The organism is Luteimonas wenzhouensis (genome assembly GCF_007859305.1).
GTDB classification, from domain to species: domain Bacteria; phylum Pseudomonadota; class Gammaproteobacteria; order Xanthomonadales; family Xanthomonadaceae; genus Luteimonas; species Luteimonas wenzhouensis.
Map to the genome: position 1 here is coordinate 320,512 of NZ_VOHE01000004.1, position 22,280 is coordinate 342,791.

General features: G+C 66.8%; 17 protein-coding genes and 1 tRNA gene. 13 read left to right on the forward strand and 5 right to left on the reverse strand.

Annotated features, from left to right (window positions below):
- Positions 1–2: 2 nt before the first annotated feature.
- From FQY79_RS10120 to FQY79_RS10130, 3 genes are read right to left on the reverse strand one after another with little or no spacing between them, the layout of a single operon-like run.
- Entirely contained in the window at positions 3–1,523 is a 1,521-nt protein-coding gene (locus FQY79_RS10120) for a PH domain-containing protein (RefSeq protein WP_146312791.1), read from the reverse strand.
- On the reverse strand, positions 1,507–2,037 hold the full coding sequence (locus tag FQY79_RS10125) for a PH domain-containing protein (protein ID WP_084524644.1): 531 nt from the start codon (positions 2,035–2,037) through the stop codon (positions 1,507–1,509). The genes FQY79_RS10120 and FQY79_RS10125 overlap by 17 nt, the downstream gene beginning before the upstream one ends.
- On the reverse strand, positions 2,034–2,951 hold the full coding sequence (locus FQY79_RS10130) for a lauroyl acyltransferase (RefSeq protein ID WP_425463202.1): 918 nt from the start codon (positions 2,949–2,951) through the stop codon (positions 2,034–2,036). Before FQY79_RS10130 ends, FQY79_RS10125 begins: the two co-directional genes overlap by 4 nt.
- 120 nt (positions 2,952–3,071) lie before the next feature.
- Between FQY79_RS10130 and dtd the strand changes: the two genes are divergently transcribed.
- The 12 genes from dtd (at position 3,072) to FQY79_RS10190 (ending at position 18,788) form a co-directional block, all read left to right on the forward strand.
- Positions 3,072–3,512, forward strand: a complete 441-nt coding sequence (gene dtd / locus FQY79_RS10135) for a D-aminoacyl-tRNA deacylase (RefSeq protein WP_146312792.1) — start codon at positions 3,072–3,074, stop codon at positions 3,510–3,512.
- Positions 3,513–3,688: 176 nt separating this feature from the next.
- Positions 3,689–5,569, forward strand: coding sequence for an RNA polymerase sigma factor RpoD (gene rpoD / locus FQY79_RS10140; RefSeq protein ID WP_146312793.1), 1,881 nt, complete (start codon positions 3,689–3,691; stop codon positions 5,567–5,569).
- Between the two features lie 318 nt (positions 5,570–5,887).
- Positions 5,888–6,268: a hypothetical protein gene (locus FQY79_RS15390; protein WP_186759932.1), complete on the forward strand. Its 381-nt coding sequence runs from the start codon at positions 5,888–5,890 to the stop codon at positions 6,266–6,268.
- A 251-nt stretch (positions 6,269–6,519) separates the two neighbouring features.
- A tRNA-Ile gene (locus FQY79_RS10150) sits at positions 6,520–6,595 on the forward strand.
- A gap of 182 nt (positions 6,596–6,777) precedes the next feature.
- Positions 6,778–8,352, forward strand: coding sequence for a class I SAM-dependent DNA methyltransferase (locus tag FQY79_RS10155; RefSeq protein ID WP_146312794.1), 1,575 nt, complete (start codon positions 6,778–6,780; stop codon positions 8,350–8,352).
- Positions 8,353–8,413: 61 nt separating this feature from the next.
- Positions 8,414–9,598 carry a Fic family protein gene (locus FQY79_RS10160; protein WP_246123081.1) on the forward strand — a complete coding sequence of 395 codons (1,185 nt, stop codon included), beginning with the start codon at positions 8,414–8,416 and terminating at the stop codon, positions 9,596–9,598.
- Between the two features lie 71 nt (positions 9,599–9,669).
- Positions 9,670–11,022: a restriction endonuclease subunit S gene (locus tag FQY79_RS10165; RefSeq protein WP_146312795.1), complete on the forward strand. Its 1,353-nt coding sequence runs from the start codon at positions 9,670–9,672 to the stop codon at positions 11,020–11,022.
- Positions 11,019–13,610 carry an AAA family ATPase gene (locus FQY79_RS10170; RefSeq protein WP_146312796.1) on the forward strand — a complete coding sequence of 864 codons (2,592 nt, stop codon included), beginning with the start codon at positions 11,019–11,021 and terminating at the stop codon, positions 13,608–13,610. The genes FQY79_RS10165 and FQY79_RS10170 overlap by 4 nt, the downstream gene beginning before the upstream one ends.
- 113 nt (positions 13,611–13,723) lie before the next feature.
- Entirely contained in the window at positions 13,724–14,056 is a 333-nt protein-coding gene (locus FQY79_RS10175) for a type I restriction endonuclease (RefSeq protein ID WP_146312797.1), read from the forward strand.
- Complete coding sequence (locus FQY79_RS10180; RefSeq protein ID WP_246123082.1) at positions 14,053–14,487, forward strand: virulence RhuM family protein; 435 nt, start codon at positions 14,053–14,055, stop codon at positions 14,485–14,487. Before FQY79_RS10175 ends, FQY79_RS10180 begins: the two co-directional genes overlap by 4 nt.
- Positions 14,484–15,443: an Abi family protein gene (locus tag FQY79_RS10185; protein WP_222434274.1), complete on the forward strand. Its 960-nt coding sequence runs from the start codon at positions 14,484–14,486 to the stop codon at positions 15,441–15,443. Before FQY79_RS10180 ends, FQY79_RS10185 begins: the two co-directional genes overlap by 4 nt.
- 138 nt (positions 15,444–15,581) lie before the next feature.
- Positions 15,582–18,788 (forward strand): type I restriction endonuclease subunit R, encoded by a 3,207-nt coding sequence (locus tag FQY79_RS10190; RefSeq protein WP_146312798.1) that lies wholly within the window; start codon positions 15,582–15,584, stop codon positions 18,786–18,788.
- Between the two features lie 65 nt (positions 18,789–18,853).
- On the opposite strand, the gene FQY79_RS10195 is transcribed toward FQY79_RS10190, so the two are convergent.
- Together FQY79_RS10195 and FQY79_RS10200 are read right to left on the reverse strand one after the other, a co-directional pair.
- Positions 18,854–19,582, reverse strand: a complete 729-nt coding sequence (locus FQY79_RS10195) for a DNA-formamidopyrimidine glycosylase family protein (protein WP_146312799.1) — start codon at positions 19,580–19,582, stop codon at positions 18,854–18,856.
- Positions 19,575–20,330, reverse strand: a complete 756-nt coding sequence (locus tag FQY79_RS10200) for a DUF72 domain-containing protein (RefSeq protein ID WP_146312800.1) — start codon at positions 20,328–20,330, stop codon at positions 19,575–19,577. The genes FQY79_RS10195 and FQY79_RS10200 overlap by 8 nt, the downstream gene beginning before the upstream one ends.
- Before the next feature lie 335 nt (positions 20,331–20,665).
- Between FQY79_RS10200 and FQY79_RS10205 the strand changes: the two genes are divergently transcribed.
- On the forward strand, positions 20,666–22,069 hold the full coding sequence (locus FQY79_RS10205; RefSeq protein WP_146312801.1) for an FAD-binding oxidoreductase: 1,404 nt from the start codon (positions 20,666–20,668) through the stop codon (positions 22,067–22,069).
- Positions 22,070–22,280 lie beyond the last annotated feature (211 nt).

Consider the following 22,280-nt stretch of genomic DNA (forward strand, 5'->3'; position numbering starts at 1 on the left):
CGCTACCAGCGCAACGGGCGCCGCGCCACTTCGCCGCGCAGGCGGTCGTAGAGTGCGCGTGCGTCCGTCTCTGCGATGTGGCGGATGCGCAGCGGCGGCGTGGCCGCGCCGGCGCCGGCCGTGTCCAGCCACAGCGAGGCCATGCCGAAGCGGCGGTCGAGCCACGACTGGCGCAGCTGCAGGGCCTGCAGCTTGTCGATCTCGGCGAAGCGCCAGTGCCGCGACCACCAGCCTTCGCGCACCGCGACCAGGCGCTCGCCCAGGTGCCAGCCGGCGAAGCGTGCGTGGCGCCGCGCCAGCACCCCGCCCCAGGCCAGCCACAGCAGCCCGGCCGCGCCCCACGGGCCGACGTTCCATGCCAGCGCCGCCACCAGTGCGATCGCCCAGGGCAGGTGGCCCAGCCACAGGCGCAGCCATGCGCGCCGGTGCAGCGGGTGCCAGTGCGACGGCGGCCAGCAGCGCGCGTCGAGCAGTTCCTGCAGCAGCGCGTCGCAGGCCTGCGGGGACGCGATGGGGGCCAGCTCGGGCGGCTCGTGCTGGCGGCCGCGACCGTCGCCGGTCACCTGCGAACCGGCGGTGTCGATCGCCAGCGAGCGGCGCGAGAACAGGCGGTGCAGCACGCCCTCGCGCAGGGTCCAGGCCTGGATCCTGCGGCGCGGCACGCTGCTGCGCACGCGCTGGAACAGGCCGCGCTCGACGGTCAGCCGGCGTCCGTGCGCCTGCAGCCGGAAGCCGTGGTAGCGCGCCAGCGCCAGCGCCACCGAGAACAGGCGCAGCAGGGCCAGCGCCAGCAGCACCAGGCTGGTCGCGGCCAGCACCGGCCCGGCGATCCCGCCCTGCCATGTGGAGACATAGCCCGATCCCTGCTGCCACATGCGCTCGAACACGTGCCGGAACATGTTCTCCGGAAGCACCTGCGACGCGAGCGCCATCGCCGCGCCCACCACCACCATGCCGCGGTTGGACACCAGCCCGAGGCGCACGATCTCGGACGTGGGCAGCGCCAGCAGGGTCTGCGCCGCGTCCTCGCCGCCATCGGCGGCGACCCGGGCCGCATCCGCACGACCGCGGTGGCGGATCAGCCGTTCGAGCGCCAGCGCGTCCTCCAGCCTGAGGACCCGCATCTGCGCTTCGGGCCGGGTGCCGCCGGCCGATTCGAGCTTGACCTCGGCCACGCCGAACACCCGGTGCATCACGCCCTGGATGACCTCAACGTTGTGGATGCGCGAGAACGGCACCTGGCGCAGGCTGCGCTCGAACAGGCCGCTGCGGATGAACAGGCTGTCGCCGTCGACCCGGTAGCGGTAGGTGAAGTACCGCCACACCGACGCCACCGCCAGCACCGCCACCGCGATCCCGGCCGCGGCCAGCTGCAGGCCTTCCTCGCGGCGCCCGCCGAGCACCACGAGCACGGCCAGCGGCACCAGGAACTGGCGCATCGACCCGAGCAGCACGAACAGCCACGACCACGGGTGCAGGCGCCGCTCGACGCCGGCCGCGGGCGGTTCAGGCGTCGTCGTCATCGACCTCGATCCAGCGCGCGAGCTGGTCGCGCAGCCATTCGGCGTCGCCGTCGTCCAGGCCGGTCGTGGCGACCGCGTTGTGGCGGGTGCCGGCGGTGTGGATGACCAGGGTGGCCAGGCCGAGCCGGCGCTCGATCGGGCCGCGCTGCAGGTCCAGGTGCTGCACCCGGCTGCGCGGCACGAAGGTTTCGCGCCGCCACAGCCGGCCGCGGCGCAGCGCATAGCCGTGCGCGTCCAGGCGCCAGCGGGTGCAGGCGTACCGGCGCAGCGCCAGCCACAGCCCCCAGCCCGGCAGCGCCACGAGCACCAGCACTCCCAGCACCAGGGCCCGGGTCGTGCCGCCGAGCCAGATCCCCAGCGGCACCAGCAACCCGATGGCGACCGCGCCGAGCGTCGCCAGGTTGCCAATCACGAACAGCCAGCGCGCGCGCGGCGGCAGCGGGCGCCAGCCCCCGTCGCCGGCGACCGACGGCGGGGCGGCAGGGTCGGGCAGGGCGTCACCGGCGGCGCTCATCCACGCTCCAGGTCGATGTAGGGATGCGGTCCGCTGCCCGGCGGCTGCGCCTTGAAGCGCTTGTAGGTCCACTGGTACTGGGCCGGGTCGCGGCGCGCGATGCGTTCGACCCCGGCGTTGAGCGCGGCCGTGGCCCGGGCCGGATCGGGATCGTCGATCCCGGGGTCGGCCGGCGCGATCCACAGCGCATGCTCGCCGCGATCGCCGATCCGTTCGCACCAGGCGAACAGGACCGTGGCGCCGCTGCGCGCGGCGAGGCGGCCAAGCAGGGTCATGGTCAGCACCGGGCGGCCGAAGAACGGCGCGAACTCGCCATCGCCGCCCTTGGGCTGCTGGTCGGGCAGGATCCCGACCACGCCGCCGGCCTGCAGCCGCTTGTACAGCTGGCGCACGCCCGCCCCTTCGGCGCGCACCTGGGTCACGCGGTCGGCGTCGGCGTTGGCCCGCACCAGCCGCAGGAAGGCCTCGCCGACCGCCGACTCCGGCGGCTTGTACAGGATCGCCAGCGGGGTCCTGGACGCCAACCACTGGTTGAGCAGTTCCCAGTTGCCGAAGTGCGGTGCGGCCACGATCAGCCCGCGTCCGCCGGCCAGCGCGGCGTCGAACAGCGCCTCGCCGTGCACTTCGCGGATCGACTGCAGGTTGCGGTGGTGCGGGCGGGTCCACAGGCGCAGCGTTTCGAGCGTCTGCAGCGCGGTCGAATGCAGCACGGCGCGATGCCACTGCGCGCGCTGCGCGGGCGCCAGGTCGGGGTAGGCGAGTTCGAGGTTGCGCAGCGCGACCACGCTCTCGCGCGCGCCGGTGCGTCGCCACAGCCAGGCCAGCAGGGCGGCGAGCCCCCGCAGCAGCGGCCACGGCAGGCGCCCGATCGCGGCGGCGAACACATAGAGCAGGCGGGCGAGGAGACCGGTCACGCCGGCCAGTGTAGCGGGCGGCCCGCGGCGGTCGCCGCCGCGCAGGCCCGCGCGCTGCGCGTGGCGCGGCGAGGCGGTAGGCTGTGCGGCCGTCCTCCCCACCGACCTGCCGGCCTGTCCATGCTTGCCCTGATCCAGCGCGTGTCCGAAGCCAGCGTCAGTGTCGACGACGCAACCATCGCCCGCATCGGCGGCGGCCTGCTGGCCCTGGTGGGGGTGGAACCGGGCGACGGCCAGCCCCAGGTGGCGCGCATGGCGACCCGGCTGCTCGGCTACCGGGTGTTCGCCGACGACCAGGGGCGGATGAACCGCTCCCTGGCCGACACCGGCGGCGGCCTGCTGCTGGTCAGCCAGTTCACCCTGGCCGCCGATACCCGGTCGGGCATGCGCCCGGGCTTCAGCGCCGCCGCGCCGCCGCAGGAGGCCGAACCGACCTTCGCCGCGCTCGTGGCCGAATGCCGGGCCCGGCATGCCGGACCGGTGGAGACCGGCCGCTTCGGGGCCCACATGGTGGTCCGGCTGGCCAACGACGGGCCGGTGACTTTCCTGCTGCGCGCCTGAATGCGGGCGCCAGGCGCGGTTCGCCGGTGGACGGGCCGCGGCTGGAATCGGGCGCGATCGCCCCCATATGGTCACGGGTCGGGCCACGGGGGCCCGGCTCCGGTGCCCGCGGTCAGGACCCGTACCGCGGGCAATGGTACAATTACGGGTTCACTTTTCTTCCCGGTGCGCGCCTCATGGCGAACGAACGTCCAGCTCAGCAGTCCGACATCAAGCTCCTGATTTCCAAGGGGTTGGAGCAGGGCTACCTGACCTACGCCGAAGTCAACGACCACCTGCCCGACGACCTGGTCGATCCGGAGCAGATCGAGGACATCATCGGCATGATCAACGGCATGGGCATCGAGGTGCACGAGATCGCGCCCGATGTCGAGTCGTTGCTGCTCACCGGCGATTCCACCGGCAGCCGCGAGGTCGACGACACCGCGGCCGAGGAGGCGGCGGCGACCCTGACCGCGCTCGATGGCGAGGGCGGCCGCACCACCGACCCGGTGCGCATGTACATGCGCGAGATGGGCACGGTGGAGCTGCTCACCCGTGAGGGCGAGATCGCGATCGCCAAGCGCATCGAGGAAGGCCTGAACCAGATGCTGTCCTCGCTGGCCAGCTTCCCGTGGTCGGTGCAGCTGCTGCTGGAGGAGTACGAGCTGCACAAGGCGGGCAAGAAGCGCCTGGCCGAGATCGTGGTCGGCTTCAACGACCTCGAGGAAGAGGCCGAGGTCCCGGCCGCGGCCGAGCGCGAGGAGGCGGGCACCGCTACCGCGACCGCCAGCGAGGGCGACGACGAGGAGGCCGAGGACGAGGACGACTCCTCCAGCGACACCGAGGACACCGCGCCGACCGGGCCCGACCCGGCCGAGGTGGCGCGCCGCATGGAGACGCTGGCCGGCCTGTACGCGAAGTTCCAGCGGGCCTACGCCAAGCACGGCCCGGAGGCCAGGCAGGTGCTGAAGCTGCGCGAGGAGATGGCCGCCATCTTCACCAGCTTCAAGCTGCCGCTGCCGCTGACCGACGTGCTGGTCAAGAAGCTGCGCGACGTGGTGGGCGAGATCAAGGACCACGAGCGCCGCATCCTCGAGCTGGCGACCAAGGTCGCCAAGATGCCGCGCAAGGACTTCATCCGCTCCTGGGAAGGCAACCAGACCAACCTGGGCTGGGTGGACGACGTGCTCAAGCGCAAGCAGAAGTGGTCGAGCGGCCTGCGCGAGGTCAAGGACCAGATCATCGCCGAGCAGGAAGCCACGATCGCCGTCGAGAAGGCGATGATGGTCACGCTCGCCGACCTCAAGGAGATCAACCGCGCGATGGCCTACGGCGAGGCCAAGGCGCGCAAGGCCAAGAAGGAGATGGTCGAGGCCAACCTGCGCCTGGTGATCTCCATCGCCAAGAAGTACACCAACCGCGGCCTGCAGTTCCTCGACCTGATCCAGGAGGGCAACATCGGCCTGATGAAGGCGGTCGACAAGTTCGAGTACCGCCGCGGCTACAAGTTCTCGACCTATGCCACCTGGTGGATCCGCCAGGCGATCACCCGCTCGATCGCCGACCAGGCGCGCACCATCCGCATCCCGGTGCACATGATCGAGACGATCAACAAGCTCAACCGCATCTCCCGCCAGATGCTCCAGCAGTACGGCCGCGAGGCCACGCCGGAGGAGCTGGCCAAGGAGATGGACATGCCCGAGGACAAGATCCGCAAGGTGATGAAGATCGCCAAGGAGCCGATCTCCATGGAGACCCCGATCGGCGACGACGAGGACTCCCACCTGGGCGACTTCATCGAGGACACCAACGTCGAGTCCCCGATCGAGGCCACGACCAACATCAACCTGTCCGAGACCGTGCGCGACGTGCTCGCCGGCCTGACCCCGCGCGAAGCCAAGGTGCTGCGCATGCGCTTCGGCATCGACATGAACACCGACCACACCCTCGAGGAAGTGGGCAAGCAGTTCGATGTCACCCGCGAGCGCATCCGCCAGATCGAGGCCAAGGCGCTGCGCAAGCTGCGCCACCCGAGCCGCTCCGAGCAGCTGCGCTCGTTCCTCGACATCGACTGACGGCCGCAGCCACCCGCGAAAGACCAGGACGCCCCGGTGCGATGCGCCGGGGCGTCGTGCTTTGCGAGGCCCGCGACGCATCCGGCGCCACGCGGCGGTGGGGCATCCGCGGCCAGCGACGCGACCGGCGCCACGCCGACCCGCATCCCAGGACCGTCGCCGCACCGGCGGTTCAGCACGCGGTGGCCGCAATGGCGCGGTTGCCGGCCCGAAGCTGAACGCGACGGCGGCCGTTGCCGGGAAATTCGCGCGGCGCGAACACGGCTTCGCGCAGATTGGCCCGCGACGGCGCACAGGGCGCCGGGTACAGGAGATCCCATGAACATTGCCAAGACCCTTCTCGCGCTCTCGCTGGCTGCCGGCCTGGCGGCGTGCAGCAACACCGACCAGGCTGCCAACTCCGCCCAGGAGGCCGCCGACTCGGCCGCCGAGGCGCAGCAGGCCGCCGCCAATGCCGCCGCCACCGGCGACGTGGTGGCCGCCGAGGCCGCCCAGACCGCCGCCGAGGCCGCCGATGCCGCCGCCGACGCGAGCGCGCAGATCGCCGGCCAGGTGCAGGGTGCCGACGAGATGACCGGTCGCGAGGATCTGGCCGACGCCGCCGAGAAGGCCGCCGACGCCGCCGAGCAGGCGCAGGACGCCGCCGAGGAGGCGAACGCCGCGGCCGATGGCCGCAACAACACCGACGGCACCGAGTAAGCCGTCGTCCCGACGACCGGGCGGTCCGCCGCCCGCTCGTATCGCGCAGCCGTGGCCAGCTTCTCGTCGATGGCCGCGGCTGCGCGATTCTTTTTGCGCGCGGCGCAGGCCCGCCCCCTGCTGCGTGGACGACGCACCGCTTGCGCCGCCTTCGGAAGGCGGGTTGCGCCGGAGGGCGGCCGGACGACAGGACCACGTGGCCGGGCCGGCTCCGCAACTGCCGCCGCTGTGGCGATAATGGCCGCGGCGGCGGGCCTATAGCTCAACGGTCAGAGCAGGGGACTCATAATCCCTTGGTTCCAGGTTCGAGTCCTGGTGGGCCCACCATATCTCCCGCCCCGAAGGTGTGCTGGTACGACAACCGGGCACCTGGGGCGGTTCTTCACTGTGCGGGGCCACGGGCGATATACGTCGTACGTCGGGTAGAGCGCCTGGTCCGCGCGCGCCGCTGCGAGGCCCCCGCCGGGTTCCGTGGCGTCGAAGAGAGCATGATCAAAGGGGAAAGCAGGATGGCGAGACGAAATGCCGCCAGGAAAAGCAACGGCGGCAGCCTCGGCTTCGAGGCCGAACTCTTCAAGGCCGCCGACAAGCTGCGCGGCAACATGGAGCCCTCCGACTACAAGCACGTGGTGCTCGGGCTCATCTTCCTCAAGTACATCTCCGACGCCTTCGAGGCCAGGCACCAGGCACTGCTCACCGAAGACCCGGCCGCCGCCGAGGACCGCGACGAATACCTGGCAGAAAACGTGTTCTGGGTGCCGAAGCAGGCGCGCTGGTCGCACCTGCAGGCCAACGCGAAGAAGCCCACCATCGGCACCCTGATCGACGACGCCATGCGCGCCATCGAGAAGGAGAACGAATCCCTCAAGGGCGTGCTGCCCAAGGACTACGCCCGCCCCGCGCTCAACAAGGTGATGCTGGGCGAGCTGATCGACCTGATCTCGGGCATCGCGCTTGGCGAGGACGGCAGCCGCTCCAGGGACATCCTCGGCCGCGTGTACGAATACTTCCTCGGCCAGTTCGCCGGCGCCGAAGGCAAGCGCGGTGGCGAGTTCTATACCCCGCGCTCGGTGGTGCGCGTGCTGGTGGAAATGCTGGAACCCTACACCGGCCGCGTCTACGACCCCTGCTGCGGCTCCGGCGGCATGTTCGTGCAGAGCGAAAAATTCGTGGAGGAGCACGGCGGGCGGCTGGGCGACATCGCCATCTACGGACAGGAAAGCAACTACACTACGTGGCGGCTGTGCAAGATGAACCTGGCGGTGCGCGGCATCGACGCCGACATCCGTTGGAACAACGAAGGCAGCTTCCACAAGGACGAGCTGCGCGACCTCAGGGCGGATTTCATCCTGGCCAACCCGCCGTTCAACGTTTCCGACTGGGGCGGCGAGCGCTTGCGCGAGGACGTACGCTGGCAGTTCGGCGTGCCGCCTGTGGGCAACGCCAACTACGCCTGGCTGCAGCACATCCACCACCACCTGGCCCCCAACGGCACGGCCGGCGTGGTCCTGGCCAACGGCTCCATGAGCTCGCAGCAGAGCGGCGAAGGCGAGATCCGCAGGGCCATGCTGGAAGCCGACGTGGTGGACTGCATGGTGGCGCTGCCGGGCCAGCTGTTCTATTCCACCCAGATCCCCGCCTGCCTCTGGTTTCTGGCCAAGGGCCGCAGCAACGGCCTGGTAAAGAAGACCAAACTGCGCGACCGCCGCGGGCAGGTGCTGTTCATCGATGCCCGCAACATGGGCGTGATGGTGGACCGCACCCGGCGCGAGCTCACCGACGAGGAAATCAAAAAGATCGCCGACACCTACCACGCCTGGCGCGGCGAGAAGGACGCCGGCGAATACGCCGACGTGCCCGGCTTCTGCAAGTCCGCCACGCTGGACGAGATCCGCAGGCACGACTACGTGCTCACGCCCGGCCGCTACGTGGGCGCGGCGGCGCAGGAAGATGACGGCGAACCGTTCGCGGAAAAGATGGCGCGGCTGGCGGCGCAGTGGCGCGAGCAGCGGGCGGAAGCGGCGCGGCTGGATGCAGCGATCGAGGCCAATCTGGCCGCCCTGGGCTTTTCAACGCCGCGTTGAACTCGGCCCTGGAACCCATCCATACTAAACGATACGTTTAACAAGCGGCCCGTCACCGTTCATGATCAACGCGCCCGATCCCATGCGCTTCCGGGCCGGTCGCTACCTGCAGCAGCCCCCCGGCTACCGGGCCTTCATCCCCGCGCCCCTGCCGCCGGATCCGCCCCTGGACCTCTCCGGCCCGCTGCGCGAGCGCCTGTCGGAGGCCGACTACGCCCTGGGGCGACTGGATGGCGCCATGCTCACGCTGCCCAATCCCGACCTGTTCGTGTTCATGTACGTCCGCAAGGAGGCCGTGCTCTCCAGCCAGATCGAGGGCACGCAAAGCTCCCTGCAGAACCTGCTGGCCGCCGAGGCGCAACTGTTCGACCCGGATACGCCCAGGGACGTGAACGAGGTGGCCAACTACGTGCGCGCCATGAACCACGGACTGGCGCGGCTGGCCGACCTGCCCGTCTCCGTGCGCCTGATCCGCGAGATCCACGCCGAACTGATGCAGGGTGTACGCGGCGGACGCCTTGCGCCGGGCGACCTGCGCACCAGCCAGAACTGGATCGGCCCCGGCGGCTGCACCTTGGCCGATGCCACCTTCGTGCCGCCTCCGCCGCACGAGGTGCCCGGCGCCCTGTCGGACCTGGAAAGGTTCCTGCACGACGGCGCCGGCCTGCCGCCCCTGATCCAGGTGGGGCTGGCGCACGCCCAGTTCGAAACCATCCACCCCTTCCTCGACGGCAACGGCCGCATGGGGCGCCTGCTCATCACCTTCCTGCTCACGGAAAAGCGCCTGCTGGGCAAGCCGGTGCTCTACCTCTCGCACTACTTCAAGCAGCACCGCGGCGAGTACTACGAACGCCTGCAGGCCGTGCGTGACGCCGGGGACTGGGAAGGCTGGCTGGGCTTCTTCCTGGAAGGTGTGGTCAGCGTCAGCCGCGAGGCCGCCCGGACCGCCGCCGCCATCCTGCGCATGCGTGAAGAATTCCGCGCCCGCATCACCGAAGAGCTGGGCCGCGCCGCGGCCAATGGCCAGCGCGTGATGGATCGCCTGTTCGACCACCCCATCGTCAACGTGGCCACCGTGCGCGAATGGCTGAACCTCACCCCCGCCGGCGCCAACCAGATCGTCAGCCGACTGGAAGGCATCGGCCTGCTGCGCGAGATCACCGGCTATGCGCGTAACCGGCGCTTCGTGTTCGAGCCGTACCTGAGGCTGTTTGATGAGCAAAGGGAAGACGGGTATGGCGGATAAGTGGCCCGGGCAGCGGGCGGAAGCGGCGCGGCGGGATGCGGTGATCGAGACCAACCTGAGGGAGCTTGGGTATGGCGAATGAGTGGAAGCAAGTGACCCTTGGAGAGCTGTTCAGGGTGAAGCATGGATTCGCCTTTAAGAGCGAATATTTCACTGACGAGCCCCAAAAAACTGTTCTGGTTACTCCGGGCAATTTCTCCATTGGTGGCGGCTTCCAAGACGGCAAGCGCAGGTACTACAAGGGGCCATTACCTGAAGGCTACGTACTCAAGCCGGGACAGATTGTTGTAACAATGACAGACCTTAGCAAAGAGTCTGACACCCTTGGGTACGCCGCACGAATTCCAAATGATTCGACCGTCTGGCTACATAACCAACGAATCGGATTGCTTGAATTCAAAGATGAAATACCAATATCGCCACGCTTTATCGAGTATCTATTAAGAACGAGGGAGTACCGCTCATGGATCGTCGGCTCTGCTACGGGTACAACGGTAAAGCACACGGCTCCGGGGCGAATTGAGAGTTTCTCGACTCGGATTCCCCCGCTTGAAGAACAACGCGCCATCGCCCACATCCTCGGCACGCTGGACGACAAGATCGAACTCAACCGCAAGCAGAACGAAACGCTGGAAGCCATGGCCCGCGCCTTGTTCAAGGCGTGGTTCGTGGACTTCGAGCCCGTGCGCGCCAAGATGGAAGGCCGCTGGCAGCGCGGCCAATCCCTCCCCGGCTTGCCCGCCCACCTTTACGACCTCTTCCCCGACCGCCTCGTCGAATCCGAGCTGGGGGAGATTCCGGAGGGGTGGGAAGTGAAGTCGTTTGCGGACACGGTTGAGATAATTGGGGGCGGGACACCAAAGACATCCGTAGCTGAGTATTGGGGCGGCGACATCCCATGGTTCTCGGTTGTCGATGCCCCGCCGGCGCCAGATGTCTGGGTGTTGGACACGGAGAAGAAGATTACCCATGCCGGTGTCGAGAACTCATCGACGCGGATTCTTCCGGTCGGCACAACAATCATCTCCGCGCGCGGAACGGTGGGCAGACTTGCTCTTGTAGGTGTTCCGATGGCGATGAACCAATCCTGCTACGGCTTGCGAGGGAAGCTGGGCCATCGCGGCTTCTTCAACTACTTCACAACTCGTCAACTGGTCTCGACTCTCCAACATCGGACACATGGCTCCGTATTCGACACGATCACCCGTGACACCCTCGCGGGGGCCCAGGTCGTGGCGCCTCCTTTAGCTGTAGTTGAAACATTCGAAAGGCTTGTTGCGCCGGCGCTGGACCGTATCCGTGAAGCACTTTTCGAGTCCCGCTCCCTTGTCACAAAGCGCAACACGCTGTTGCCCAAGCTGATTTCCGGTGACGTGCGAGTAGGCGCAATACACCGCAACTACCTTGAGGGGGTGAAAACATGACGGTGCTGCAAGAGATTCTTGAATGGTCACAAGAGCGCCCCGCATGGCAGCGCGATGCGCTACGCCGCCTCGTGCTTGACGGCGAGCTTTCGGAAGAAGACATCGATGATCTGACTGAGATATGCAAGAGCAGCCGTGGCCTTGCCGAGCAACGCGACGTCTTGCCGCTTGGGAGGGAACACGTGCCAGATCGTACAGCGGGTGCTCCCGTCTCACTGGTTTCGATTTTCCATCAGCGCGGCGTGAATGCGTTGGCAGATAATCAGACTCTCAGATTCGGTCCCGGCCTCACCGTCGTCTACGGCGACAACGGCGCAGGCAAGACAGGCTACATTCGCATTCTGAAAAACGCTTGCCGGACGCGCGTCCAAGAGCCGATCTTGGGAAACATTGTTTTCGGTAATAAAACGAACGCTCCCGTTGTCTCCATAAAGTACAAGGTTGGCGAGGGGTCCGATTTACGTGAATGGACATTCAGAAGTGAAGATCCATTCCTTTCGCGCGTGAGCGTCTTCGATACGAAATGTGCTGCCTTCTATCTCACTGAGAAAACGGACGTTTTGTTCCGACCGTTCGGTCTGGACCTGTTCGACAAGCTCGCAAAGGCTTGCAAGGCCGTTCGCACGAAGCTGGAATCCGAACAGCGCTTGCTCAATGCGAGCACCTTGCCCGCTGTGCAAGCGATGATCCCGGACGGCACCGACGTAGCCAATTTTCTTGCGAAAGTGAGCTCGCTAACCAAGCCGGAGGACGTGCAAGCGCTCGCGCAGCTATCAAAAGAAGATGAAAATCGCCTTGAATTTCTCGAAAAATCCCTGCTGGACTTGCAAGCTAACGATCCTCAGAAGCTTGTCCAGCAACTCACGGTGCGTACCGATCGAGTTGTGGCGCTAGTTCGTCATTTGGAGGCTGTCGAGGCAGCGCTGTCGGATGATGCGGTGAAGGCTGCTTTTGAAACACGAGCCAAGGGCCTCTATAAGAGTGAAGAGGCCAAGCGATTGCGCGAGGCAACGTTCCCGGAAGGTTTATTAGCGGGAACGGGTGGTGATACATGGAGGGCCTTCTGGGAATCGGCGCGGCGTTTTTCAACGGAGCAGGCATACCCAGGCAAGCCTTTTCCATTTGTGGAGGAAGGAGCAAAGTGCTCTCTATGTCAACAGAGTCTCGACCACGCCGCCGCTCATAGACTTAAGCAGTTCGAGGAATTTGTGGCATCCGCGCTCGAGCAAGAACTTCGCCAGTTAAGAGATGACTTCAGGCGACAGAGAGAGGTTTTCGCCGATCTCAAGACGATGACAGAAGCGGCCGAGGAGACCCTCAAGGAAATTCGTATCGAGCATGAAGCCGTAGCAGACGCTATCAGTGCGGCGCTTGCATCCAATGAGAAACGTCGAGTCACTGTATTGCTCGCCCTCAAGGAAAACAAGGATCTAGACGCCGATTGCCCCGCGCTTGTGTCCGTTATTGCCGATGCCGAAAGTTTGTTGGTTCAGATCGAGGAACGCATCAAGACGCTTCGTGCCGGCGCGAATGATCAGGTACGCAGGAACATGACGGCCGAGGCGCAGGAGCTGCGCGCACGAAAGATCTTGGCTGGAAATCTCCAGATGGTGCTCAATGAAATTGAGCGTCAGAAGAAATATGCTGCTTACAGTTTGTGCATTGACGATACGAAAACCAATACGATAACGGCTAAAAGCACGAGTGTCACTAAGGCGGTTGTTTCTCAGAAGCTCAAGCAGAGCTTTCAGGAGGAGCTGGACAAGCTTTCCTTTGATCATGTTGAAGTTGAGCTGAAAGAGATTGGTGGTAAGGAGGGTGTCTTTCATCACAGGCTCATTCTTACGCGGGCACCAGGTGTTGAATTGCCCAAGGTGGCCAGCGAGGGCGAGCAGCGCTGTCTTTCCATTGCTGCATTCTTCGCTGAACTCAGTACTGCCGATGATCTTTCTGGCATCGTTTTCGACGACCCGATGTCATCACTGGATTTTCAATGGCGTCACACTGTAGCCCGCCGGTTAGTAGAAGAGTCAAAGAAGCGGCAGGTCATCGTCTTTACGCACGATGTCGTTTTTCTGCTTTCGCTCAGACAATACGCTGATGAGTTGGGTGTAGAGCTGCTAGATCAGCATGTTCGCCACTTAGGCATAGGTTCTGGCGTATGCACGGACGAGCTTCCATGGGTTGCGCTTCCTGTGAAAAAGAAGATCGGATATCTCAAGAAGTGTTGGCAGGAGGCTGCCAGGCGTTCACGCGACAGGGATCAGGACGGCTACGAGAAGGAAGCCAAGTTTCTCTATGGGTTGCTCCGAGAAGCGTGGGAACGTGCGATTGAAGAGGTGCTTCTGGGCGGTATAGTCGTTCGCTACAGGCCGGGAGTCCAAACCCAGCACATTGCCCAGATCGCGGACATCTCCCCAGATGACTGCAAGTCCGTTGAAATTGCAATGACAAAGTGCTCTACATGGCTTCCCGGTCATGATGAAGCGGCGGCGGCGCGAGCGCCGGTGCCTGGGCCGAAAGAACTCGAAGCGGATATTAGGGATTTGGAAAACTGGGTCGATGAAATTCGGAAAAGGAGAAAGTAATCTCCGTGAGAACTTTCCTTGTTGAGTGCATGCCTACGACGCCGCCAAGTAGGGTTTGCAGGTCTGAACGAGAATCTGCTTGCCATGCCAGGCGAAAAGGATGAAATATTAAAATGGCTTTTTTATCGGAAGCCGAAATCGAAAGCGCAATGCTGGATCAGCTGCGCGCGCTTGGTTACAGCATTGAACGCGAGGAAGACATCGGCCCCGACGGCCACCGGCCGGAGCGCGAGAGCCTCGACGAGGTGGTGCTGCGCAGGCGGGTCGAGGACGCCGTTGCCCGCCTGAACCCCGGGTTGCCGCCGGAGACGCAGCAGGACTCGATCCGCAGGGTCGTACAGGCCGTGCGGGCCTCGCGGCTCGATGCGCATGATCCGCACGGCCTGATTTCCGGCACGCTGCGTATCTCCGATGCCCAAGCCTTCCTCAAGGAACGTGACTTATGAACGAAGCTGGGCAACTCGTCATCTTCGAAGCTGAAAACGGTCCGGTCCAGGTGCGGCTGGAGGGAGAGACCGTGTGGCTGACGCAGGCGCAGATGGCCGAGCTGTTCGGTACTTCCAGTGACAACATCAGCCTGCACCTCAAGAACATTTACAAGGAGCGGGAGCTTCAGGAGGCGGCAACTGCCGAGGATTTCTCGGTAGTTCGCCAGGAGGGCGCGCGGCAGGTACGGCGCCAGCTCAAGCACCACAACCTCGACGCCATCATTTCCGTGGGCTATCGGGTCAGTTCCGCGAAAGCCACGCGCTTTCGCCAGTGGGCAGCTACCGTACTGTGCGAGCACCTGACCCGAGGCTTCACCTTGAAGCGCGGGCGTTTCGGGGAGAACGCGGCTTTGCTGAGCAATTTTGACCAAGAGGAGCTCCCGGTTTGAGGCCCCTGAAACGTTGGCTGTCCATCACCGATCAGCTGGAGCTGCTGCAAGCACGCGGCCTGCATGTGGATGATCGTGTGGCGGCTATGGACTATTTGGAGCGCCTGGGTTACTACCGCTTGAGCGGTTACTGGTATCCGCTGCGGCGAATCGACGAGGCTGCATCGCAGGCGCAGGGCAAGCCAGTACGGCTGGATGAGTTTGTGCCAGGCAGCCGTTTCGAAGATGTGGTGCGCCTGTACGTCTTCGACAAGAGGCTGCGATTACTGGCTCTGGACGCACTGGAGCGCATCGAGATGGCTGTGCGCGTGGATGTCGCCTATCTGCTCGGGCAACAGGATCCGCTCGCACACGAGAATCCGGATTGCCTGCACGGCAACTTCACGAAGAAACGAATTTCCAACGGCCCGGACAAAGGCAAGACACCGCATCAGGTCTGGCTGGAAAAACACGAATCCCTGGTGCACCGTGCCCGCAAGGAGCCATTTGTTGTACACCACATGCAGCATTACGGTGCATTGCCGATCTGGGTTGCGATAGAAGTCTGGGATTTCGGGCTTCTTTCGAAACTGTTTGCAGGGATGAAGTATGAGGACCAGAAATCCATTGCGCGGATGTATGGTGCTCCCGACGGCAAGGCGCTTGCCCAGTGGCTGCGCAGCCTGAACTTCATCCGCAACGTCTCGGCCCACCACAGCCGGCTGTGGAACGTCAACGTACTGGAACTTTCCCCAGTTCCGGACGACTGGCCCAAGGAATTGCGCAGGAATCGGCCATTTTTCTATTTCTGCCTGATGCAGAGGCTGTTGCGAGTCATTTGTCCGAATTCCAGCTGGGGACGGCGCCTGGTAAGTCTGCTGAGGACGGAATTCCCGGCGGCGTTCTCGCTGACGGAATTCGGCGTGTTCCCTGGCTGGGAGGACTGGCCGTTGTGGGAGAGCGGTGGGCACAAATGAGAACCGACGCGTACACCCAAGGGTGCAGAGGCGCCGGTCATATTGGCTACTATTATAGGTTGACGGGCGACCGAGGTCAAGCAGGCGGTACGTGGCCAGTGGCGGGCAGCGGGTAACGATCCAGGGGGGCAATACCTCATGGCCTTTCTCTCCGAGGCGGAACTTGAACAGTCCTTGCTTGAGCAGCTACGGGGGCTGGGATACAGCATCGAACGCGAGGAAGACATCGGCCCCGACGGCCACCGGCCGGAGCGCGAGAGCCACGACGAGGTGGTGCTGCGCAGGCGGTTCGAGGACGCCGTTGCCCGCCTGAACCCCGGGGTGCCGCCGGAGGCGCGGCAGGACGCGATCGGCAGGGTCACGCAGTCCGAACTGCCCGCCCTGCTCGAAGAGAACCGCCGTCTCCACAGGCTGATGACGGAAGGCGTGGACGTCGAGTACTACGCCGACGACGGCACGCTGACCGCCGGCAAGGTGGCGCTGCTCGACTTCGAACACCCGGAGAACAACGACTGGCTGGCGGTGCGCCAGTTCGTGGTGATCAATGGCCGGAACACCCGCCGGCCCGACGTGGTGGTGTTCGTCAACGGCCTGCCGCTGGCGGTGATCGAGCTCAAGGCGCCGGGTAGCGGGAACGCCACGCTGGCCGGTGCCTTCAACCAGCTGCAGACCTACAAGCAGCAGATCCCCCAGCTGTTCCACACCAACGCGCTGCTGGTCACGTCGGATGGCATCTCCGCCCGGGTGGGGTCGCTGTCGGCCGACCTGGAGCGGTTCATGCCGTGGCGCACCACGGACGGCCGGGAGGTCGCGCCCAAGGGGGCGCCGGAACTGCCGACGCTGATCGAGGGCGTGTTCGAGCATCGCCGGCTGCTCGATCTGGTGCGGGACTTCACGGTCTTTGGCGAAACCGGCTCTGGCCTCGTCAAGATCATCGCCGGCTACCACCAGTTCCATGCGGTGAAGAAGGCCGTGGAGTCCACGGTGCGCGCGGCCATGCAGGTCCAGGAAGTGGACGAAGATCCCGCGGAATACGGTCTGCCCAGCGTGAAGTCCCAGCGCCCGGGCGACCGGCGCGCGGGGGTCATCTGGCACACGCAGGGCTCCGGCAAGAGCCTGCTGATGGCCTTTTACGCGGGGCAGCTGGTCAGGCACCCGGCGATGGAGAACCCGACCCTGGTGGTGCTGACCGACCGCAACGACCTGGACGACCAGCTCTTCGCCACCTTCTCCATGTGCCGTGACCTGATCCGGCAGACACCGGTGCAGGCCGAGAGCCGCGAGCACCTGCAGGCGCTGCTGAACCGCGCGTCGGGCGGCGTGATCTTCACCACCCTGCAGAAGTTCGGCGAAGTCACGGCGCCGCTGACCACCCGACGCAACGTGGTGGTCATCGCCGATGAGGCACACCGCAGCCAGTACGGCTTCAAGGCCAGGGTGGATGCGAAGACCGGCGAAGTCTCCTACGGCTTTGCCAAGTACATGCGTGATGCCCTGCCGAACGCCTCCTTCATCGGCTTCACCGGCACGCCCATCGAGGCGGATGACGTCAACACTCCGGCGGTGTTCGGCCACTACATCGACATCTACGACATCAGCCGGGCGGTGGAGGACGGCGCCACGGTGCCGATCTATTACGAGTCCCGCCTGGCGCGCATCGAGCTGGACGAGGACGAGAAGCCCCAGATCGACGCAGAGGTGGAGGAGATCCTGGAGGGCGAGGAAGAGACTGCCCGCGAACGCGCCAAGCAGAAGTGGGCCACCATCGAGGCGCTGGTGGGCGCGGAAAAGCGCCTTCGGCAGGTGGCCGCCGACATCGTGCAGCACTTCGAAAGCCGCGTGGCCGCGCTGGACGGCAAGGCCATGGTGGTGTGCATGAGCCGCCGCATCTGCGTGGCCCTCTACGAGGAGATCGTCAAACTGCGCCCGGACTGGCACAGTCCGGACGACAACGCCGGGGTGGTCAAGATCGTGATGACGGGTGCAGCCAGCGACCCGCCCGAGTGGCAGCCGCACATCGGCAACAAGGCCCGGCGCGACCTGCTGGCCAGGCGTGCACGTGACCCGAACGATCCGCTGAAACTGGTGATCGTGCGCGACATGTGGCTGACCGGCTTCGACGCGCCCTGCATGCACACCATGTACGTGGACAAGCCGATGCGCGGCCACGGCCTGATGCAGGCCATCGCGCGCGTCAATCGCGTGTTCCGCGACAAGCCCGCGGGCCTGGTGGTGGACTACATCGGCATCGCGCAGAACCTGAAGTCGGCGCTGGCGCAGTACTCGCCGAAGGACCGCGAGAACACCGGCATCGACGAGGCCGAGGCCATCGCGGTGATGCTGGAGAAGTACGAGGTCGTGCGCGGCATGTTCCACGGCTTCGACTACCGTTCGGGTCTCGACGGCTCGCCCCAGGAGCGCCTGGCCACGATGGCCGGGGCCATCGAGTGGGTGTTGGACATGCAGCAGCGGCTGGCCGCCAAAGAGACCCTCCCCGAGGGCAAGAAGAAGGCCCATCGACGCTACCAGGACGCCGTGCTGGCGCTGTCCAAGGCCTTCGCGTTGGCCTCCGCCTCTGACGAGGCGCGCGAGATCCGCGAAGAGGTCGGTTTCTTCCAGGCCATCCGCGCGGCGCTGGTCAAGAGCGGCACCGGCTCGGGCGTGACCCGGCAGGAGCGCGAGCTGGCCATCCAGCAGATCGTCAGCCGCGCGGTGGTGTCCACCGAGATCGTGGACATCCTGCAGGCCGCCGGGCTCAAGAGCCCGGACATTTCCATCCTCTCAGACGAGTTCCTCGCCGAGGTCCAGCAGATGGAAAAGAAGAATCTGGCGCTGGAGGCGCTGCGTAACCTGCTCAACGACAGCATCCGCTCGCGCAGCAAGAGCAACGTGGTCCAGACCAGGGCGTTCTCGGAGCGGCTGGAAGATGCGGTGGCCCGCTATCACGCCAATGCCATCACCACGGCCGAGGTGCTGCAGGAACTCATCGAGCTGGCCAAAGACATCCGCGCGGCCCGCCAGCGCGGCGAAGAGTCCGGACTGTCGGACGAAGAGATCGCCTTCTACGACGCCTTGGCCGAGAACGAAAGCGCGGTGCAGGTGATGGGTGACGACAAGCTCAAGGTCATCGCCCACGAGCTGCTGATAAGCCTTCGGGAGAACGTGACAGTGGACTGGGCCCACCGGGAATCGGCCCGCGCCCGCATGCGGGTGCTGGTCAAGCGCATCCTGCGCAAGTACGGCTATCCGCCCGACCTCCAGGATGCTGCCGTGCAGACGGTGTTGCGGCAGGCCGAGGCATTGTCGTCGGCCTGGTCGTTGTTGCCTCAAGAGGCAACAGCCTGAGCGGCTGACGCGGGGGTAGGAATGAGGTGCGACGGCGGTACAGCGCCTGGTGCGGAGCGCACTGGTCAGTAGCGCGCCTGGCAGTGCCCGCACCAGAAGGTGCGGCGCTGGCGGGTGCCCAGGTGCGCGAGCTCCAGGTGGCGGCCGCATTCGGGGCATTCGCGCCTGCGGTGCACCAGCCAGTGCCTGCGCAGGACGAACCGCCGCTTCCACTCCAGGAAATCGAAGCTGTACGCGCGCGCCTGGGCCACCAGCTGGGCCAGCTTGCGTGGTGGCAGGTCGCCGACCCGGGTGCAGGGATGCACGCGGATCCGGAACAGCACCTCGTTCTTGATGATGTTGCCGACGCCGGCGAACACGTCCTGGTCGAGCAGGGCGTCGCAGACGAGCGCCTCGGGCGCCGACCTGAGCTTGCGGCGGGCGAGCGCCGGATCCCAGTCGGGTGACATCACGTCTGCGCGCCAGTCGTAGGCCGCCGCGAGCGGGCCTTCGATGAAGCGCACCGAGCAGGCGTAGAAGTACAGCGACCCCGTGTCGAAATGCAGGGCCAGGCGCGGCGGCCTGTCCTTCGGCGCGTCGATGCGGCAGGAGCCGAACATCATCAGGTGCACCCACAGGCTGAAGCCGGAGAAGGCGAGCAGGAAATGCTTGCCCCAGCTGCGCACGTCCAGCACCCGCCGGCCGACCATGCGCTGGATGTCCTGGCGGCTGTCGCCTTCGACCCGGCGCACGGTGCGGTGGCGGAAGCGCATCGCCTCCTCGCGCAGGAGCACGATCGAGGGGCCTTCAGGCACCTCGCGGTCCTCCCCGGCGCGCGCGGAGCAGCGCCTGCAGGCGCAGCGCGTCGGTGGCGGCATGGCCGTGCGCGGTGTTGTCGAACACCACCCAGGCCGGGGTGCCCCGGCCTGCGGCGACTGCGTGCGCGAGGCCCGCCAGCGCCTCGTCGTCGTAGCGGCTGTAGTACATGCGCGGCGCACCGTGCCAGCGCCAGTAGCTCCAGCCGGTATCGCCGCCGGGCGTGGCCGCGGCGGGCACGCGGGCGGGGTCGGCCGCGACCCGGGCCACGGCATGCCGCCGCAGCAGTGCATCCGCTTCCGGGTCGAACCAGCTGGCGTGGCGCGGCTCGCAGGCAAGCGCGACATCGCTGCGCCGGCGCAGCATGCGCACGAACGCCGAGGCGCTGCGCGCGTCGAACGCCAGCGACGGCGGCAGCTGCAGCAGCAGGCAGCCGAGCTTCGCGCCCAGGCCTTCGACCTCCGCCAGGAACCGGTCCAGGGCCGGCCCGGCGCCGCGCAGGCCCAGCTCGTGGGAGATGGTGCGCGGCAGCTTCACCGAGAAACGGAAGCGCGCCGGCACGGCGCCGGCCCAGCGCCGCCAGGTCTCGCGGCGGTGGGGGCGATGGAAGGAGGAGTTCACCTCCGCCATGTCGAATCGCGTGGCATAGCGCACCAGCATGCTGGCGCCGTCGCCGAACAGCGCGCGCTGGGGCGTGCCGATCGACCAGCCGGCGCAGCCGATGCGGGTGCGGGCCGGGCGGGTCATGCGGGCGATGCCGGCGCGGCTGGCCCGGGATCGCAAGGCGTGGGTGCCCGGGTGGCACGCGCGCCTGGGCAGGCGGGCAGGCTGGCCATGGGCGCGATCCGTGCGGACGGGAGCGGCAGGCTGGCGCAGGCGAGGTCAATGCGCCGTGAGCCGGTGCGCGTGGCCATTGAATCGGCTGGCCAACCCGTTCACGCTTTGCGGCAGGCGCGGGCCGCGGGTGGCCTGCGTGCGGCCCTGGCTCGCGCATGCGCTCCGGCGTCGTACCCCGTCGTGTCCGCCGTTGGTCCGTGCCGTGTTCCGCGGGCCGCCGGTCCGGCCCCACTGCGATCGTGACCATGACCACTGCGACCTTGCCACCGGACCTGGATGCCGAGCTGTCCGCGCTCCTCGGCGCAGAAGGCTGGCGCACCGACGCGGCCACGCGGCAGGCGCACGGCAGCGACGATTCGCGTCGCCATGCGATGCCGGCAGGGGTGGCGCTGCCGCGCGATCGCGACCAGGTGGCGGCGATCGTGCGCGCCTGCCGCCGGCACCGGGTGCCGCTGGTGGCGCGCGGCGCGGGCACCGGGACCGCGGCGGCCGCGGTCCCGTTCGGCGGCGGGATCGTGGTGTCGTTCGCGCGCATGAACCGGATCCTGCAGCTGCGGCCGGACGACCGCTGCGCCGTCGTCGAGCCCGGCGTGGTCAATGGCGACCTGCAGCAGGCGCTGCAGCCGCTGGGCCTGTTCTGGCCGCCGGATCCCTCGAGCTTCGAGACCTGCACCATCGGTGGCAACCTGGCCTGCAACGCCGGCGGCCCGCGCGCGGTGAAGTACGGCGCCACCCGCGACAACGTGCTCGGCCTGGTGGCGGTGACCGGGCGTGGCGAGCTGGTGCGCTGCGGCGGGCCATGGACCAAGGACGCCACCGGCTACGACCTCACCCACCTGATCGTCGGCAGCGAGGGCACGCTGGCGCTCATTGTCGAGGCCACGCTGCGGCTGCAGCCGCGCCCGCGGGCAGTGGCGGGACTGCGCGCGCTGTACCGCGACGCCGCCTCCGCCACCGCCGCCATCGCGCGGCTGATGCGCCAGCCGCAGGTGCCGGCGATGCTCGAGTTCCTCGACCGGAGCGCGCTGGGCCTGCTGCGCGGCCAGGGCGTGGCCTTGCCCGAAGCCGGGGCGATGCTGCTGGTCGAGGCCGACGGCGACGACGACGGACTGCCCGGGGTGCTGCAGGCATTGGCCGATGCCGCGTCCGGCGAAGGCCTGCTGGACCTGGACGTGGCGCCCGACGGCGCGGCGCGCGAGCGGCTGTGGGCGGCGCGGCGCGCGCTCTCGCCGGCGCTGCGCGGGATCGCGCCGGGCAAGCTCAACGAGGACGTGGTGGTACCGGTCTCGCGCATCGCCGAGCTGGTCGAGGGCGTGGAAGCGCTGGCGGCCCGGCATGCGCTGCCGATCGTGGCCTTCGGCCATGCCGGCAACGGCAACCTGCATGTCAACGTCATGTTCCATCCCGATGACGCGGGCGAGGCGGCGCGCGCCCGGGCGGCGCTCGACGAGCTGTTCGCGCTGGTGCTGGCGCTGGAGGGCACGCTTTCGGGCGAGCACGGCATCGGCGTGGCCAAGCGCGACTGGATGGCCCGCGCCTTCGACGCCCCGACGCTCGCGGCAATGCGCGCGGTGAAAGCGGCACTGGATCCCGACGGCATCCTCAACCCCGGCAAGGTGCTGCCGCCAGGGCACCCGGACCCCCTGTAGGAGCGGCTTCAGCCGCGACCCCGCCACCGGACCGCCCGCGCCGCCTTCCGCAAGGCCTGGAGGGAGCCGGTCGCGGCTGAAGCCGCTCCTTGTACGTTACTGGTGTCCGGCATTTGGCCGGACAGGATCGGTTTCCGGGGAAGCCGTTTGCTCCTTGGGGCAGCATTGACTGACCCCGTTTGTAGAGCGGCTCCCCGCCCCATTCGCGAGC

Excerpts from the sequence above, each read along its gene's own strand:
- FQY79_RS10120 (WP_146312791.1), bottom strand. The coding sequence starts at position 1,523 with ATGACGACGACGCCTGAACCGCCCGCGGCCGGCGTCGAGCGGCGCCTG.
- FQY79_RS10125 (WP_084524644.1), bottom strand. The coding sequence starts at position 2,037 with ATGAGCGCCGCCGGTGACGCCCTGCCCGACCCTGCCGCCCCGCCGTCG.
- dtd (WP_146312792.1), top strand. The coding sequence starts at position 3,072 with ATGCTTGCCCTGATCCAGCGCGTGTCCGAAGCCAGCGTCAGTGTCGAC.
- rpoD (WP_146312793.1), top strand. The coding sequence starts at position 3,689 with ATGGCGAACGAACGTCCAGCTCAGCAGTCCGACATCAAGCTCCTGATT.
- FQY79_RS15390 (WP_186759932.1), top strand. The coding sequence starts at position 5,888 with ATGAACATTGCCAAGACCCTTCTCGCGCTCTCGCTGGCTGCCGGCCTG.
- FQY79_RS10155 (WP_146312794.1), top strand. The coding sequence starts at position 6,778 with ATGGCGAGACGAAATGCCGCCAGGAAAAGCAACGGCGGCAGCCTCGGC.
- FQY79_RS10160 (WP_246123081.1), top strand. The coding sequence starts at position 8,414 with ATGATCAACGCGCCCGATCCCATGCGCTTCCGGGCCGGTCGCTACCTG.
- FQY79_RS10165 (WP_146312795.1), top strand. The coding sequence starts at position 9,670 with ATGGCGAATGAGTGGAAGCAAGTGACCCTTGGAGAGCTGTTCAGGGTG.
- FQY79_RS10170 (WP_146312796.1), top strand. The coding sequence starts at position 11,019 with ATGACGGTGCTGCAAGAGATTCTTGAATGGTCACAAGAGCGCCCCGCA.
- FQY79_RS10175 (WP_146312797.1), top strand. The coding sequence starts at position 13,724 with ATGGCTTTTTTATCGGAAGCCGAAATCGAAAGCGCAATGCTGGATCAG.
- FQY79_RS10180 (WP_246123082.1), top strand. The coding sequence starts at position 14,053 with ATGAACGAAGCTGGGCAACTCGTCATCTTCGAAGCTGAAAACGGTCCG.
- FQY79_RS10190 (WP_146312798.1), top strand. The coding sequence starts at position 15,582 with ATGGCCTTTCTCTCCGAGGCGGAACTTGAACAGTCCTTGCTTGAGCAG.
- FQY79_RS10200 (WP_146312800.1), bottom strand. The coding sequence starts at position 20,330 with ATGACCCGCCCGGCCCGCACCCGCATCGGCTGCGCCGGCTGGTCGATC.
- FQY79_RS10205 (WP_146312801.1), top strand. The coding sequence starts at position 20,666 with ATGACCACTGCGACCTTGCCACCGGACCTGGATGCCGAGCTGTCCGCG.